Origin of the sequence: Achromobacter sp. (assembly GCF_050285585.1) — a bacterium.
Classification (GTDB): Bacteria; Pseudomonadota; Gammaproteobacteria; order Burkholderiales; family Burkholderiaceae_B; genus Achromobacter.
Map to the genome: position 1 here is coordinate 1 of NZ_JBLZXF010000010.1, position 16,159 is coordinate 16,159.

Here is a 16,159-nt window from a genome sequence, read left to right on the forward strand (position 1 = left end):
TTGCCCAGATAGCCGTTGCCGTTGGGCGTGACCGCAACCGTGTGCGTATCCAGCGTGTCGACGTCGGCGAACGTGATGGTGCCGCCCGCCGTGTGTTCGGTGGCGTTCTCGCCCGTGGCGCCATCGGCCACTTCGGTGACGGAACCGGATTGCGCACCGCTGGTGATCGTCGGCACGTCGTTGGTGCCGGTAATCGTGATGGTGATGTCCTGGGTGACGGTGCCGCCCTTGCCATCGTCGATCGTGACCGTGTAGGTCTGCGTGAGCGTCTGGCCGGCCTGCAGGGAATCCAGAAGTTCGTCGTTGACCTTGAAGTCCCAGCTCAAGCTCTTGTCGGCCGGATCGATCGCGCCCAGGGTGAGGTTGCCCAGGTAGCCGTTGCCGTTAGGCGTAACCGTGGCCGTGTGCGTGTCCACCGTGTCGACGTCGGCGAACGTGATCGTGCCGCTTGCGATGTGCTCGGTGGTGTTCTCGCCTGCGGCGCCATCGGCGATTTCAGTAACCGTGCCTTCCTGCGGACCGGTGGTGATCGTCGGGGCGTCATTGGTGCCCGTGATCGTCACCGTCAACGTGGCCGTGTCCGTCGCGCCCTGGGCGTCGGAGACCGTATAGGTGATGGAGGTCGTCGCCGTCTGGCCGGCGGCCAGGTACTGGAAGTCCGGGCCCGGATCGAAGGTATAGGTGCCATCGGCATTCAGGGTGAACGTTCCGCCGTTGGAACCGTTGACGGCTGCGCCCACGCCCGCCGCGTCGCCCTCGACCGCCGAGACGGAGAGCTTGTCGCCATCCGGATCGGTATCGTTGCCGAGCACGCCCTCGGAGGGGTGCAGCACCACGAGCAGGTTGTCTTCGCGGGTTGCGCCGGAGTCGTCGAGCGCGATCGGCTCGGGGTTGCCGATGGTCCACACGAAGGTCTTGGAAACCGACGCGCCGAAGGGGTCCGTGGCCGTTACGGTGATCAGGTATTCGCCCTTGACGCCCGTGTTGGTATGGTCGGAGGCCCAATTGGCCAATTTGCCCGAGAAAGTTCCGGTAGCCGAGTCGAACGTCAAGCCGCCGGGCACATGGTCGACGGAATAGGTGAGGACGTCGCTCTTGTCCACGTCGCTGAAGAAGCCGGACAGGTCGTAGCTGACGACATCGCCATCCATGTTGTCCTGGTTGTCCAGCGCGATGGCGGTCGGGCCGTCATTGGTGCCGGTGATCGTCACGACCACGGTCGCGGTGGACGTGGCGCCGCTCGGGTCGGTGATGGTGTACGAGATGGTGGTGGTGGTGGTCTCGCCTTGCGCCAGGTGGTCGTAGTTGCCGCCCGGGTTGAAAACGTAGCTGCCGTCCGGCTGGACGGTGAAGGTGCCGCCGTTGCTGCCGGTGACCGAGACGCCGCCCGTGGTCATGGGGCGGCCGCTGATCGAGGTGATCGCCAGCGGGTCGCCGTCGGGATCCGAGTCATTGAGCAGCAGATTGCCGCGGACCAGGCTGTTCTGATCGCCGCGTCCGGCGTCGTCGAGCGCATTGGGCGGGGTATTGACAGGAGTGGTCGGCGTGGCAGTGCCGCCCTGGTCGTCGTCGCCGGCGCCGGTGGCCGACATGCGCGGCAGGACGTCCTCGCCGCGGGCCGGGTTGGGGTAGGCGAGGTCGAGGGGGGTGGTGGTTTCAAGGATGCGGGCAAGGCGCACGAAGCTGCTGCCGCCGGCATCGCCGCCGCCGGCCACGATGGCCGCGGTGGGGTCCAGTTCGTCGAACGGGTCGCGGCCATCGCGCAGGGCGGCCAGGAGGCGGTCGGAGTCGGTGCCGCTGGGCGGCGCGACCGCGGCTTCGGAAGGATCGGCCAGCGGGCCGCCGATGTCGCCGTTCATCGCCACTTCGCGGCCCTCGCCAATGACGATCGGCATGCCGTCGCCCACCTGAAGGGATACCGTGGCGCCCGAGGCAGTGACGACGTCGCTGCCCGCGGGGACTTTGCTGCCCTGGTGCAGTTCGGTCAGGGAACCGTCGCTATTGCGTATCCACGCGCGACCCGTGATTTCGTTGACGACTGCAGGTGAGGTGTTGGCCATGTTGGTTCCGTTTCAGGGAGTTATCCAAGATGGCCAGATACTAGATTGCGCCGCCGGCGCGGGATATTGTCCTCAAGGACAGTATCAGGAGGTAATTTTGATCCGGCTGTCGGCGGGTGCGGAAATGCCGTGCACGCGCAGCGCGAGTTGCAGGCGGTCCGTGACGCCCAGCTTTTCGAAAACGGCCGACAGATGAGCCTTTACCGTCCGTTCGGTAATGCCCAGCGCTTCCGCGATCGGCGCGTTGGCCTGGCCGTTGGCGGCGTAGCGCGCCACGGTGATTTCCCGTTCGGTCAGCAGGCCGCCGTCCCAGGAGTGCGTGTCCTGGGCGCGTTCGGCAACCAGCTTGAGCAGCCGCGATACCAGGGACCTGCCCATCCAGATGCCGCCGGAGGCCACGACTTCCAGCGCCTGCGACAGCGACGCGGCGGGCGCATAGCCGTGGCAGTAGCCATGGGCGCCGGCGCCCAGCACCCGGGTGCCTTCCTCGTCGTTCGGGCTGGGGCTGGCGACGACCACGCGCATGTCCGGCAGGGTGGTGGCCCAGACGGGATCCTGCCAGGAGGGCAAGCGGGGAAGGCCGGTGTCCAGCACCGCCAGCGAGCGGCCCTGCTCGCGCCAGCGCTGCAGATCGGCCAGGCCGCGACCGCGGGCCGCCAGCCAGCGCGCCGGGTCCAGGGCGCGCCAATGCTGCCACAACAGGTCGTCGTGCGTAATCAACAGGACAGGAACGGGTTTCATAAAGCCTTGCAGCCCTCCTTTAACGTTCGGTAAAGGCATTCGCCTTGGCGCGCAATATGGGCTTGAGCAGGTACTGCAGCACCGTGCGCTTGCCTGTCAGGATATGAACCTCCGCCACCATCCCGGGGATGATGGGCAACAGTTTGTCGCCTACCGTGCTGCGGTCCGTGCGAACGCGGACCACGTAGTAGGAATTGCCTTTCTCGTCGGTCACGGTGTCCGCGCCGATCTGTTCCACCTTTCCTTCCAGGCCGCCGTAGATGGCGAAGTCGTAGGCGGTGAACTTCACTTCCGCCTTCTGGTCGGCGTGCAGGAAGCCGATGTCGCGCGGCTGGACGCGCACCTCGAGCAGCAGGGTGTCGTCCTTGGGCACGATCTCGATGATGTCCTTGCCCGGCTGCACTACGCCGCCCACGGTGTTGTTGAACAGTGTCTTGATGGTGCCGCGCACCGGCGCGCGGACCTCGGCCAGCTTGACGCGGTCGGCCAGCGCGAGCTTGCCTTCGCGCAGCGTCGACAGCTTGGTGTTGGTCTCGGACAGTTCGCTGCGGGCCTGGTTGCGGATGTTCAGCTCGGTTTCCTGGATCTTGCTTTCCGCTTCCTTGATGGAAGCCTGGAAGCGATCGATCTGCGCCTCCGCGCCTTTCTGTTCCCCGCAATAGCGGGCCACGTCGCGCTGCAGGCGCAGCAGGTCGACTTCGGAGACCGCGCCGCTCTTGAGCAGCGGGCGGGTCACCTGCAGTTCGCGCGACGTCAGCCCGCAGCTGGTCGCGGCCTGGTCGCGCTTGGCGATCGTTTCGCGCAGGTCTTCCTGTCGCTGCTTGAGCTGTTCGCGGGCCACGTTGACGGTGGCGTTCAGTTCCGTGGTGCGCGCCTGCCAGGCGTTGCGCTCCATTTCCACCACGCCCGGCATCTGCGCCAGGGCTTCTTCGGGCGCCACGAAGGGTTCGCCGGTGGCCAGGGCCTTCAGGCGCGCTGCCTTGGCGAGCAGGGACAGGTATTCGGCGTTGTTCTCGCCCAGCGACGATGCAAAGCGCGTGGAATCGATCCTCAGCAGGACCTCGCCGGCCTCGACTTCCTGGCCGGGCCGCACCAGGATCTCGTCGACGATGCCCCCGTCCAGGCTCTGGATGATCTGGACCTGGCGCGACGGCACGACCTTGCCTTCGCCCCGGACGACCTCGTCGATGCTGCCGGTGCCTGCCCAGACGAGCAGGCCGCCGGTGGCCAGCAGGCTCACCCACAGCAGGATGCGCGAGCCGCGGGCCTGGGATTCATGGATGACCCACTCGGCATTGCCGACGTAGTCGGAGCGGTGCTGGGGCTTGCCTTTTTCGGTGCCGTCCAGCAGGCGGTCGAAGAAGAACACGAACACGCCGCGCAGCTTGCGCCACAGGGTTCCAAACAGGCCGTGCCGGGTTTCGGCTGGGTTGTTCAGCATGGCTACCTCAGCCTCCGCGTCCGACGCGACCCTGACGCAGGGCCTCGACGACTTGTTCCTTGGGGCCGTCGGCCACGATGTGACCGTTGTCGATCACGATCAGCCGGTCGACCAGGTCCAGCAGGGCGGTGCGATGGGTGACCAGCAGGATCGTCTTGGTCTCGCTGGCTTCGCCCAGGCGCTTGCGCAACTGGGCTTCGCTCTGGTGGTCCATGTTGCTGCTGGGCTCGTCCAGCAGCAGGATGGGGGGATCGTTGATTAGGGCCCGGGCCACCGCCACCGACTGGCGCTGTCCGCCGGAGAGGGACTCGCCGCGTTCGCCGATCACCATGTCGAACCCGTTGGGATGGAGGTTGGCGAAATCGGAGACGCCGGCCAGGTTGGCCGCCGCCAGGATGCTGGCGTCGTCGGCATAGGGCGCGCCCATGGCCAGGTTGTGCTTCAGGCTGCCGTAGAAGAGCAGCGGATCCTGCGGCACGTGGCCGATTGCCCGGCGCACGTCGGCGGGATCGATCTGGCGCACGTCGACGCCGTCCAGCAGGACAGCGCCTTCGGTGGGCTGGTACAACGCCAGCGCCAATTTCTCCAGGGTGGTCTTGCCGGAGCCGATGCGGCCGATGACGCCGACTTTTTCGCCGGGCTTCAGCTTGAACGACACCTTCTTCAGCGCCGGCTGCGCGGCCCCCGGATAGGTAAAGGTCACGTCGCGGAACTCCAGCCCGCCGTGAAAGACCGGGCGGTGCAGGAATTCGGCTTCCGCCGGGCGCTCGACCGGCAGCTTCATGTAGCTGTCGATCGACCCCAGCGAGGTGCGGGCGTTCTGGTACTGCATCAAGAGCCCGGCCACTTGCCCCAGCGGCGCCAGGCAGCGCCCCGCGATCATGGAGGCGGCGATGATGCCGCCCATGGAAATGGCCGATTCCTGCGCCTGGTACACGCCGATGATGACCACCGAGATCGAGACCATCTGCTGGACGGCCTGCACGAAGCCGACCGTGGACGAAGAAATCAGCTTGAGCTTGCCGCCGGTCTGGGCAATGTATTCCGTGGCGCGTTCCCAGTTGCGCTGGATCGAGCCCTGGGCGTTGAGGGTCTTGACGGCTTCCAGGCCGGTCAGCGCTTCCACCAGCGTCGCATTGCGCTGGGACGAGGCCTGGAAGGTGGCCATCGTGAGGGATTCCATGCGGGCCTGCGCCGCCAGCGACACCAGCAGGATCAGCACGATGGCGACCAGCGGCGGCAGGATCATCCAGGGAGAGATCCAGGCCAGCGCAAGCAGGAACAGCAGGATGAAGGGCAGGTCGACCAGCGTGGTGATCGTGGCCGAGGCAATGAAGTCGCGGATGGATTCGAAAGAGCGGAGGTTGGCTGCGAACGAGCCGACCGATACCGGCCGGCCCTCCAGCCGCAGGTCCAGCACCCGTTCCATGATCTGGGCGGACAGGCGCACGTCGACCCGCTTGCTGGCGCTGTCCACCACGTGCGACCGGGCCGTGCCCAGGATCATGTTGAAGATCACGACCAGCGTGATGCCGATTGCCAGCACCCAGAGCGTTTCGATGGCATTGTTGGGCACGACCCGGTCATAGACGTTCATCGTGAACAGGGGCATCGCCATCGCGAAGAGGTTGATCAGCAGGGCGGCGATCAGCGCGTCGCGGTACAGTCGCCGGTTTTCCATGATGGCGGCCCAGAACCAGTGGCGCTGGCGCACCTTGGCGACCTCGGGCGCGCGCGCGTCGAAGCGGAACTGCGGGCGCACGAAGCACACCAGGCCGGTGTACTGCGCCGCAAGTTCCTCGGGGCTCATTTCGATCGAGCTGCCGCCCAGCTCGGGGTGGCTGACGACATACGTGCCGCCGTCCTTCTTGAGCAGCAGGCAGGCGCGTTCGCCATGGAGCAGCAGGATGGCGGGCAGCAAGTCCTGCGAGATGCTGTCCAGCGTGCGCTTGACCACCCGGGCGGACAGTTGCGCGCGCGCGGCCGCGCGCGGCAGCAGGGCAGGAGTGAGCCGATGCTCCTCCAGCGGCAGCCCCGAGGACAGCGCTTGCGCCGTGGCCGTCACGCCATGCAGCCGGGTGATTTCGACCAGGCAATCGAGCAGCGGATCATCGTGCGCGGCGCGCGCATCCGCGCGCCACTCCCGGGCGGCCAATTCAGATAACTTGTCCATCTTCGTCATCCAGCAGGTCCAGGTGTTCCGAGAGCCGCGCGCGCTGCTGCTTGCGCTGGGTAAGTTTCTGTTGTGCCTGTATCGGCAGGTCTGTCATGCGCAAGGTGCCGTTGGCGATCAGTGCGTCGATCAGGTCTTCCAGGACGCGGACGAAGTCCGCGTCCAACTGCGAGAAGTCTTTGCCCTGTTTCGGCATGGGGTCTCCTAGCGCTTAAGGGCGCTCAGGGCTTGGCGCTGGGCGCGTTCATCGGGATGAAGGTGGGCGGCAGCGTGCCTTCGTTGTATTGCACGCGCACGGGGGCCAGGCGGGCCGTGTCGGGAACCGTGGAATTGCAGAGCTTGATCACGTCATCGGACACGACCAGCTTGCCGTTTTCCTCAGGCATTTCGTTGCGCGCAGGCTGCAGGGCCAGGGCGGGCAGCAACTGGTGCGACAGCGCCAGCCAGCGGTATTGCGCGAGCTGGAGGTCGTAGAGGGCGTTGGTCAGGGCGCGGCGCGATTCGAACAGTTCGTTTTCGGTGTCGAGCAGGTCGAGCAGCGTGCGCTGGCCGATCTGGAATTGCTGGCGATAGGCTTCGCGCACCTTCGTGGTGGCCACTTCGTGGTCGCGCAGGAAAGGCAGCTTCTGGTTCAGGCTGACGACGTTGTTCCAGGCCACGGCCAGGTCCTGCTGCACGTTGCGGCAGGTGTAGTCGCGGATGTCGCGCGCGGCATAGGACTGCGCGGCGGTCTGGCGCACTCGGGCCGAGTCGGCGCCGCCGCGGTACAGGTTGTAGCTCATGACGAGCTGGACGCTGGAGCTCTGGATGTCGCGGCTTTGCGGCGTCGGGTCGTTCTGGTCGCGGCCCGTGGCGGCCACGAATTCGAACTTCGGCGAGAACGCGCCCTTGGACGAGGCCACACCGGCTTCGGCCGCCTGCAGGCCGGCCTGCTTGGACAGGAAGCTGGGATTGCGGCGCAGCGACTCATTGAAGTCGGCCGGCTTGGCCGGCAGCTTGCCGCTGATGTCGGGCGGCGGCTGCATCGATTGGGGAGGCAGGGCGCCCGTCACGCGCTGGAAGCGCTGTTGCACGTCCAGCAGGTTGGCGGTCTCGGTCATCAGGTTGGTCTGGGCCAGGGCCAGGCGTCCGCCGGCCTGTTCCAGGTCGACCCGGCGGCCCACGCCCGATTCGGCGCGCTCGTTGATCTGCTTGAGCGTTTCTTCGTGCAGCGAATAGTTCTGGCGGGCCAGCAATTCCATGTCGCGGTAGCGCTGCAGGTCGATGTAGGCCTGCACGGCGGCGAGCGCCGTGCTGTCGCTGGTGGCCAGCAGGTCGTAGAACTTCGCCAGCTTGTCGAAACCGGCCTGCTTGACGTCGTTGCTCGTGCGGAAGCCATCGAAAATCAACTGGCGCAACTCGACGCTGTAGCCGGGGCGGCTCCAGTCCTGCGAACCCACGCCAGGCACATTGCGGCGGTACTCGCGACCCACGTAGCCTTGCGCGTTGATCTGCGGGAAGAAGGCTCCGCGCGCGACGTTCTGGCCTTCCAGCGACGCTTGGAAGTCATGGTACTTGGCTTGGATTTCCGGATTGCCGAGCAGCGTCTGTTCGACGATCTGGTTCATCGTGACCGCGGGCTGTGCGGCAGCGGGAGCTGAAGACTGTGCAAATGCCGCAGGAACGAATGCCAGGGCAAGGACCGAAGTCGTGCTTTTGAGCAAAAACGAAGCCATAGTGATTATTCGCGAGTCGAGTTGAGGATGAATGGCCGCATATTGTGTGGAAATGTCAGTTTTGACGAGTCAATATTTGTTAATTCTTGATGAGATTTCCGCGGCCATTTCTTTGGTTTCGTCGCGCATCATCCTCTAATTCTGCTGAATCTGCATCAACTTCGCTCTGTATGTCTTGAATGTGCTGATTTAATGCGGCTTTGATGCTATTTATTTCGTTTTATTTCGTAAATGGCTCGGCGAAAGCGTTGCGCGATTTTATCGTTTTGATAATTTTGTATCTATTTTCCCGGCCGAATTTGTATCCATGCATGCCGGTCTCGTCGCGCCTGTCCCGGGATTGAATCCGGGCCCGTTCGCAGGCTCCGTCATCCGGTCAGCATGGTAGTGGTAGTACTGGTATATGTGGTGCGGTTGTACTAGGTTCAGACCCTGTGCATAATCCCTTCATGCCGCAGTGGCCGGCGCGGAAGCGATTTGCTTTCAACCGCGCGAGGCACGAGCCGGATTGTCTATTTGCAGAGCGCATCCATGGCCCAAACCCTTTACGACAAACTCTGGGACGCCCACGTCGTCCACCAGGAATCAGACGGCACCTGTCTGCTCTATATCGATCGCCACCTGGTGCACGAAGTCACCAGCCCGCAGGCGTTCGAAGGCCTGGCGATCGCCGGCCGCAAGCCGTGGCGCACCGGCGCCAACCTGGCGGTGGCTGACCACAACGTGCCCACGCTGAACCGCGCCCAGGGCATCGACGATCCGGTTTCCCGCCTGCAAGTGGATACGCTGGATTCCAACTGCGAGAAGTACGGCATCACCGAATTCCGCATGAACGACCTGCGCCAGGGCATCGTGCACGTGATCGGCCCGGAGCAGGGCGCGACCCTCCCCGGCATGACGGTGGTTTGCGGCGATTCGCATACCAGCACGCACGGCGCGCTGGGCGCGCTGGCCTTCGGCATCGGCACGTCCGAAGTCGAACACGTGCTCGCCACGCAGACGCTGCTCATGAAGAAAGCCAAGAGCATGCTGATCAAGGTCGAGGGCGAGCTGCCCTTCGGCTGTACGGCCAAGGACGTGGTCCTGCACATCATCGGCATCATCGGCACGGCCGGGGGCACCGGCCACGCCATCGAGTTCGCCGGCAGCACGATCCGCGCGCTGTCCGTGGAGGGCCGCATGACGGTCTGCAACATGGCTATCGAGGCTGGCGCCCGTTCCGGCATGGTCGCCGTGGACGACAAGACCATCGAATACTTCCGCGGCCGTCCCTTCTCGCCGACGGGCGTGCTCTGGGACCAGGCCGTCGGCTACTGGCGCACGCTGCATACCGACGAAGGCGCCAAGTTCGACTCCGTCGTGGAAGTCAACGCCCGCGATATCAAACCGCAAGTCACCTGGGGCACGTCTCCTGAAATGGTGCTGCCTGTGGATTCCCGCGTGCCGGACCCCGACCGCGAGAAAGACGACGTGCGCCGCAGCGGCATGGAGCGCGCACTGCAATACATGGGCCTGAAGCCCAATACCCCGCTGACCGACATCCGCGTCGACCGGGTGTTCATCGGCTCCTGCACCAACTCGCGCATCGAAGACCTGCGCGCCGCCGCCGCCGTGGCGCGCGGCAAGCACGTGGCGTCCAACGTGCGCCAGGCGATGGTGGTCCCGGGGTCGGGCCTGGTCAAGCAGCAGGCCGAGCGCGAAGGGCTGGACAAGATTTTCATCGATGCCGGTTTCGAATGGCGCGAGCCGGGCTGCTCCATGTGCCTGGCCATGAACGCCGACCGGCTCGAACCCGGCGAACGTTGCGCTTCCACCTCGAACCGCAACTTCGAAGGCCGCCAGGGGCAGGGCGGGCGCACCCATCTGGTGAGCCCGGCCATGGCTGCCGCCGCCGCGGTCGCCGGCCATTTCGTCGACGTCCGCACGTTCCGTTAAGCGTCAAGCACCGAGTACCGACATCATGCAAGCATTCACCACTCACGAAGGCCTGGTGGCCCCGCTCGACCGCGAAAACGTCGACACGGACCTCATCATCCCGAAGCAGTTCCTCAAGTCCATCAAGCGCACCGGCTTCGGTCCGAACCTGTTCGACGAACTGCGCTACCTGGACCACGGCGAGCCGGGCATGGACAACAGCAAGCGTCCGCTGAACCCGGACTTTGTGCTGAACCAGCCTCGCTACCAGGGCGCTTCGGTGCTGCTGGCGCGCAAGAACTTCGGTTGCGGCTCCAGCCGCGAGCACGCGCCCTGGGCGCTGACGCAGTTCGGCTTCCGCGCCATCATCGCTCCGTCGTATGCGGACATCTTCTTCAATAACAGCTTCAAGAACGGCTTGCTGCCCATCGTGCTGTCCGAGCTGGAAGTGGCGCGCCTGTTCGACGAAGTGAAGGCCTTCCCGGGCTACAAGCTGCGCGTCGACCTCGAGCGGCAGGTCGTGGTGGCGGCGGACGGCCGGGAAATGGGCTTCGACATCGAACCCTTCCGCAAGTACTGCCTGCTCAATGGCTTCGACGATATCGGCCTGACCCTGCGCCAGTCCGACAAGATCCGCGCGTTCGAGGCCGAGCGCCTGGCCCGCCATCCGTGGCTGGAAAGCCGCCCCATCGCCTGACGCCTCCATTCTTTGATCACAGGATCGTTTTCGTATGACTCACAACATCGCAGTCTTGCCGGGTGACGGCATCGGCCCGGAAATCGTCGAACAGGCCGTGCGCGTCCTGAAGGCGCTGGACGTCTCCTTCGACATCAAGGAGGCGCCCGTGGGCGGCGCGGCGTTCGACGCCTTCGAGCACCCGCTGCCGCCGGCAACGCTGAAGCTCGCCCAGGAATCGCATGCCGTGCTGTTCGGCGCCGTGGGCGACTGGAAATACGACAGCCTGCCGCGCGAATTCCGTCCGGAACAGGCCATCCTGGGCCTGCGCAAGGCGCTGGGCCTGTTCGCCAACCTGCGTCCCGCCATTCTGTATCCCGAGCTGGCCAGCGCCTCGTCGCTGAAGCCCGAGATCGTGTCCGGCCTGGACATCCTGATCATCCGCGAACTGACCGGCGACATCTATTTCGGCACGCCGCGCGGCGTGCGTTCGTCGCCCGAGGGCGCGTTCGCCGGCGAGCGCGAAGGCTACGACACCATGCGCTACGCCGAATCCGAAGTGCGCCGCATCGCGCGTATCGGCTTTGAATCGGCCCGCAAGCGCAACAAGAAGCTGTGCAGCGTGGACAAGGCCAACGTGCTGGAAACCTCGCAATTCTGGCGCGACATCGTCATCGAAATCGCGCGCGACTATCCCGACGTGGAGCTGTCGCACATGTACGTGGACAATGCCGCCATGCAGCTGGTTCGCAACCCGCGCCAGTTCGACGTCATCGTGACCGGCAACCTGTTCGGCGACATCCTGTCGGACGAAGCGGCCATGCTGACCGGATCGATCGGCATGTTGCCGTCGGCCTCGCTGAACGCCGGCGGACAGGGCCTGTACGAGCCCAGCCACGGTTCCGCGCCCGACATCGCTGGAAAGGGCGTCGCCAACCCCCTGGCCACGATCCTGTCCGCCGCCATGTTGCTGCGCTATTCGCTGAACCTGGCGCCCCAGGCCGACCGCATCGAGGCCGCCGTGCGCCGCGTGCTGGCCGAGGGCCTGCGCACCGCCGATATCTACGAGCCGGGCACGACCAAGGTCGGCACGGCGGAAATGGGCGACGCGGTCCTGAAGGCCCTGGCCTGATCCCGTTTGCGCAAGGCGGGCCGGCGGGCGCCAATGTGCCCGCCGGCCCTTGCTTTTCCGTTGCCCGGGCGCTGCGAAGGCCTGCGGCGTCCATTGTGGCCCCTATTTTTTCTAGCTGCGCCGCAACATCTCTCCGTGCATTCTGATAAATTGTTGAATTGCACGGCTTTTCTTCCCCCGGACCTTGTCTCCACCTTTAAAGAGCGATTGAAATGAATCAAGCAGTAGGCCTTGTCGGCTGGCGCGGTATGGTCGGCTCGGTGCTCATGCAACGCATGCGCGACGAGAACGACTTCGCACTGATCGAACCGGTTTTCTTCTCCACCAGCAATGCTGGCGGCGCGGCGCCCACTTGGGCCGACGGCGCGGGCCCGCTGCAGGACGCCTACGATATTGATGCTCTGAAAAAACTGCCGATCATCGTGACGGCGCAAGGTGGCGACTACACCTCCGAGATCTATCCGAAGCTGCGCGGCGCGGGCTGGAACGGCATCTGGATCGACGCGGCGAGCACGCTGCGCATGGCCGACGACGCGATCATCGTGCTGGATCCGGTCAACCGTCCGGTCATCGACGCGGCGCTCAAGCGCGGCGTGCGCAATTTCGTCGGCGGCAACTGCACGGTCAGCTGCATGCTGATGGGCCTGGCCGGCCTGTTCAACAACGATCTGGTCGAATGGATGACGACCATGACGTACCAGGCGGCCTCGGGCGGCGGCGCGCAGCACATGCGCGAACTCCTGACCCAGTTCGGCGAGATCAACCAGTCGGTCAAGCCGCTGCTGGACGATCCCGCGTCGGCCATTCTTGAAATCGACCGCGGCGTGCTGGCCAAGCAAAAGGATCCGGCGCTGCCCCACGAGCATTTCGGCGTGCCGCTGGGCGGCAACCTGATTCCCTGGATCGACAAGGACCTGGGCGACGGCATGTCGAAGGAAGAATGGAAGGGCGAGGTCGAGACCAACAAGATCCTCGGCCGCGGCGCCGCCTTCGGCACGCCGGCCACGCCGATCGACGGCCTGTGCGTGCGCATCGGCGCCATGCGTTGCCACAGCCAGGCGCTGACCATCAAGCTCAAGCGCGACCTGCCGCTGGACGAGATCGAGGCGCTGATCGCCCAGGGCACGCAATGGGCCAAGGTGGTGCCGAACACCAAGGAAGCCACCGTTGCCGCGCTGACGCCGGTCGCCGTGACGGGCACGCTCGATATTCCGGTCGGCCGCCTGCGCAAGCTGTCGATGGGTTCGCAGTACCTGGGCGCTTTCACCGTGGGCGACCAGTTGCTGTGGGGCGCCGCGGAACCGCTGCGCCGCATGCTGCGCATCGCGCTGGCCGAAGCCTGACGCGCCTGCGGGCGGCGCCTGGCGCCGCCCCGCCGCGCGGGCAAGCCAAGCAGGGGCACCTTCGGGTGCCCTTGCCGTTTGCAAGGGGGTCGCGGCAGTGTGGCGGATGTGCATGCCAGCGAACGCCGGCGCGCCTTTCAGGTTTGTGAAATGCGCTTGATCCATTACACTTTTCTGGTGAATTGATGCCGATTTACGCCTGTTCGGCGCGAATCGGCGCCAGCCCGTAATTCGACTACAAGAACGGAATTCCAGCTTATGACCCAGCGTTCGCGCCAAGTGAAGCATGCCCGCCGTTTGAAAGCCCTGCAATGGGCGATTGCGTTGGCGATTGGCTCAAGCGTGTGCGGCTCGGCGATGGCCATGCGCGTGGGGCATTCGCGGGTGGTTTCCGTGCCGGGCGCGCCGCTGCAGGCGGTCGTGGGGCTGCAGGAACTGACTCCCGACGAGGTGGCGTCGCTGAAGGTATCGGTCGCCGACGAGGCCGCATGGCAGCGCGCGGGCCTGAAGCCCCCGGTGCCGTTGGCCAGCATGGTGGTGCGCATCGAGGACGGCATGGACGCCACGCGCAAGAACCTGCGCGTGCGGGCCGCGCAGCCGCCCGCCAGCGGGGCGGTGGACCTGCTGCTGGACATCAGCTCCAGTGCGGGGCAGCGGCAGGTCCAGGTCAGCATCCTGGTGCCGTTGCGCGGCACCAGCGCCGAGGTCACTCCCGCCTCGGTCGGCACGCCGTCCCGACCGGCCGGCGGCCGGACGGTCAACGTGAAGACCGGCGACAACCTCTTCGCAATCGCTCAACGCAACGCCGTGCCCAACGCGTCCGTCTACCAGATGCTGGTGGCGCTGTGGCGCGCGAACCCCGAGGCGTTCATCCAGAACAATATGAATCTGGTGCGCGCGGGCAAGAAGCTGTCGATCCCGGACGCGGCCACCGTGCGCGCGGTGGATCCGGCCGAGGCGCGCAGAATCTTCAACGAACACGCCGAGGCCTTCGCGAAATACCGTTCGCGCATAGGCGCCGCGTCCGCCGCGAATCCCTCCGTCATCCAGGGGCAGGGCGGAGCATCGGGCAGCGTTACCCGTCCCGTCGATAACGGCGTCGCCACGGCGACGCCTCCGCAGGACCGCGTGCGTCTTTCCTCGGGCCTTGCGGCCGACAGTGCGTCCGCCCAGGCCGAAGCGCAGGCCGATGCCCGGACCTCCAACCAGCGCGCCATGGCGGATGTCCAAGGGCGTGTGGATCAGTTGCAAAGCAACGTCGACGATTTGAACAAGGCGGTTGAACGGTTGGGCACGCCTGGCGCCGCGGGTACGCCAGGCGCAGGCACGTCGGGCGCGACGGGCTCTCCGGGCGCAGCAGGTACTCCCGGCACAGCGGGCACTCCGGGCGCAGCGGGCGTTCCGGGCACCGCGGGCACTCTGGGCGCAGCGGGCGTTCCGGGCACCGCGGGCACTCCGGGCGCAGCGGGCGCTCCCGGCACAGCGGGCACTCCGGGCGCAGCGGGCGCTCCCGGCACCGCGGGCACTCCGGGCGCAGCGGGCGCTCCCGGCACCGCGGGCACTCCGGGCGCAGCGGGCGCTCCGGGCGCAGCGGGCGCTCCCGGCACAGCGGGCGCTCCCGGCACCGCGGGCGCTCCCGGCACAGCGGGCGCTCCCGGCACCGCGGGCACTCCCGGCGCAGCGGGCGCTCCGGGCACTCCGGGCGCAGCGGGCGCAGCGGGCACCCCGCCGGGCGCAGCGGGCGCAGCGGGCGCAGCGGGCGCTCCGGGCACTCCGGGCGTAGCGGGCGCAGTGGGCACGCCGGGTGCGGCAGGCACTCCCGGCGCAACGGGCGCGCCGAGCACTGCTTCGCCGGACAAGGCCGCAGTCACGCCGCCCAGCAAGGATGCCACGTCGGACATGCCCGCATGGCTGGCCGACAACCTGCTCGTCATCGTCACCGCCGTGCTGGCGTTGATCGCGTTTGCCATCGCCTGGCTGCTTCGCAGGGCGGGCGCAAGGCGCGGAGACGATGACGAGGAGTCTTACGAATACACCGAGCCGGCGTTGGACACGGCAGCGCTGAACCGCAAGCTCAATAGCATCAATCTCGACCTGGACGAACCGCCCACGGACGAACCGCGCCGGGTCGGCGGTCCACAGGTTTGATACATGTCTAGAGTTGCATTGGGGCTGGCATATGACGGCTCCGCCTGGCAGGGTTGGCAGACGCAGCCGCACCGGCAGACGGTGCAGGATACGCTGGAAGCCGCCCTGGGACGTTTTTGCGATGTAGAAGGCCCGGTCCCCACGATTTGCGCGGGCCGCACGGATACCGGCGTGCATGGCGCCATGCAGGTGATCCACCTGGATACGGCGCTGGACCGCAGGATGGAGTCCTGGGTGCGCGGCGTGAACGCCTTTCTGCCGCCCAGCATTTCCGTCCAGTGGGCGCAGCCGGTTCCGGACGATTTTCACGCACGCTTTTCGGCTCGCGCGCGGACATACGTTTATTTGCTATGGCGCGGCCGGGTGCGTCCGGCGCTATGGGCGGGGCGCGCGGGCTGGTGCTTTCAGCCGCTGGACGTGGACGCCATGCGGGCGGCGGCAAGGGCGCTGCTGGGCGAGCACGATTTTTCCAGCTTCCGTTCCTCGCAATGCCAGGCCAAGCATCCGGTGCGCCATCTGCACCGGCTGGACATCGAAGAGCGCGGTCCGTTCCTGGTGTTTACGCTGAAGGCGAATGCCTTCCTGCATCACATGGTACGCAATATCATGGGAGCGCTGCTGCAGGTCGGGCAGGGCAGGGAGCCCGTGGACTGGATGGCGCAGCTCCTGTCGTGGCGCGACCGCAAGCGCGGCGCGCCCACGTTCGCGCCGGACGGGCTGTACCTGTCCGCCATTGAATATCCCGAAGAGTTCGGTCTGGACGAACTCGACGGCGGCTCGCAGCTGCTGTCGCCGTTTACTCAAACCTATTAGGGA

General features: G+C 66.1%; 12 protein-coding genes. 6 read left to right on the plus strand and 6 right to left on the minus strand.

Going from position 1 to position 16,159, the window contains the following annotated elements:
- From ACN6PJ_RS15400 to ACN6PJ_RS15425, 6 genes are all read right to left on the minus strand, one after another.
- Positions 1 to 2,060: retention module-containing protein (locus tag ACN6PJ_RS15400; protein WP_427996732.1), on the minus strand; the 2,060-nt coding region annotated here is incomplete at its 3' end.
- Between the two features lie 84 nt (positions 2,061 to 2,144).
- Positions 2,145 to 2,801, minus strand: coding sequence for a LuxR C-terminal-related transcriptional regulator (locus ACN6PJ_RS15405; protein WP_427996733.1), 657 nt, complete (start codon positions 2,799 to 2,801; stop codon positions 2,145 to 2,147).
- A gap of 19 nt (positions 2,802 to 2,820) precedes the next feature.
- On the minus strand, positions 2,821 to 4,242 hold the full coding sequence (locus ACN6PJ_RS15410; protein ID WP_427996734.1) for an HlyD family type I secretion periplasmic adaptor subunit: 1,422 nt from the start codon (positions 4,240 to 4,242) through the stop codon (positions 2,821 to 2,823).
- A 7-nt stretch (positions 4,243 to 4,249) separates the two neighbouring features.
- Positions 4,250 to 6,415 (minus strand): type I secretion system permease/ATPase, encoded by a 2,166-nt coding sequence (locus ACN6PJ_RS15415; RefSeq protein ID WP_427996735.1) that lies wholly within the window; start codon positions 6,413 to 6,415, stop codon positions 4,250 to 4,252.
- Positions 6,399 to 6,611, minus strand: coding sequence for a hypothetical protein (locus tag ACN6PJ_RS15420; protein ID WP_043542665.1), 213 nt, complete (start codon positions 6,609 to 6,611; stop codon positions 6,399 to 6,401). Before ACN6PJ_RS15420 ends, ACN6PJ_RS15415 begins: the two co-directional genes overlap by 17 nt.
- Positions 6,612 to 6,636: 25 nt before the next feature.
- Positions 6,637 to 8,130 carry a TolC family outer membrane protein gene (locus ACN6PJ_RS15425; RefSeq protein ID WP_427996736.1) on the minus strand — a complete coding sequence of 498 codons (1,494 nt, stop codon included), beginning with the start codon at positions 8,128 to 8,130 and terminating at the stop codon, positions 6,637 to 6,639.
- Between the two features lie 531 nt (positions 8,131 to 8,661).
- On the opposite strand from ACN6PJ_RS15425, the gene leuC reads away from it, so the two are divergent.
- The 6 genes from leuC to truA all read left to right on the plus strand — a co-directional run bounded on the left by leuC (position 8,662) and on the right by truA (position 16,156).
- The gene (gene leuC / locus ACN6PJ_RS15430) at positions 8,662 to 10,065 is read left to right on the plus strand and encodes a 3-isopropylmalate dehydratase large subunit (RefSeq protein ID WP_043542663.1); all 1,404 of its coding nucleotides are present in this window, start codon (positions 8,662 to 8,664) and stop codon (positions 10,063 to 10,065) included.
- Between the two features lie 25 nt (positions 10,066 to 10,090).
- Entirely contained in the window at positions 10,091 to 10,741 is a 651-nt protein-coding gene (leuD, locus tag ACN6PJ_RS15435; protein WP_427996737.1) for a 3-isopropylmalate dehydratase small subunit, read from the plus strand.
- Between the two features lie 34 nt (positions 10,742 to 10,775).
- Positions 10,776 to 11,852 carry a 3-isopropylmalate dehydrogenase gene (gene leuB / locus ACN6PJ_RS15440; RefSeq protein ID WP_427996738.1) on the plus strand — a complete coding sequence of 359 codons (1,077 nt, stop codon included), beginning with the start codon at positions 10,776 to 10,778 and terminating at the stop codon, positions 11,850 to 11,852.
- Between the two features lie 212 nt (positions 11,853 to 12,064).
- Positions 12,065 to 13,195 carry an aspartate-semialdehyde dehydrogenase gene (asd, locus tag ACN6PJ_RS15445; RefSeq protein WP_043542661.1) on the plus strand — a complete coding sequence of 377 codons (1,131 nt, stop codon included), beginning with the start codon at positions 12,065 to 12,067 and terminating at the stop codon, positions 13,193 to 13,195.
- A 258-nt stretch (positions 13,196 to 13,453) separates the two neighbouring features.
- Positions 13,454 to 15,343, plus strand: a complete 1,890-nt coding sequence (locus ACN6PJ_RS15450) for a type IV pilus assembly protein FimV (protein WP_427996739.1) — start codon at positions 13,454 to 13,456, stop codon at positions 15,341 to 15,343.
- A gap of 3 nt (positions 15,344 to 15,346) precedes the next feature.
- Complete coding sequence (truA, locus tag ACN6PJ_RS15455) at positions 15,347 to 16,156, plus strand: tRNA pseudouridine(38-40) synthase TruA (RefSeq protein ID WP_427996740.1); 810 nt, start codon at positions 15,347 to 15,349, stop codon at positions 16,154 to 16,156.
- Positions 16,157 to 16,159 lie beyond the last annotated feature (3 nt).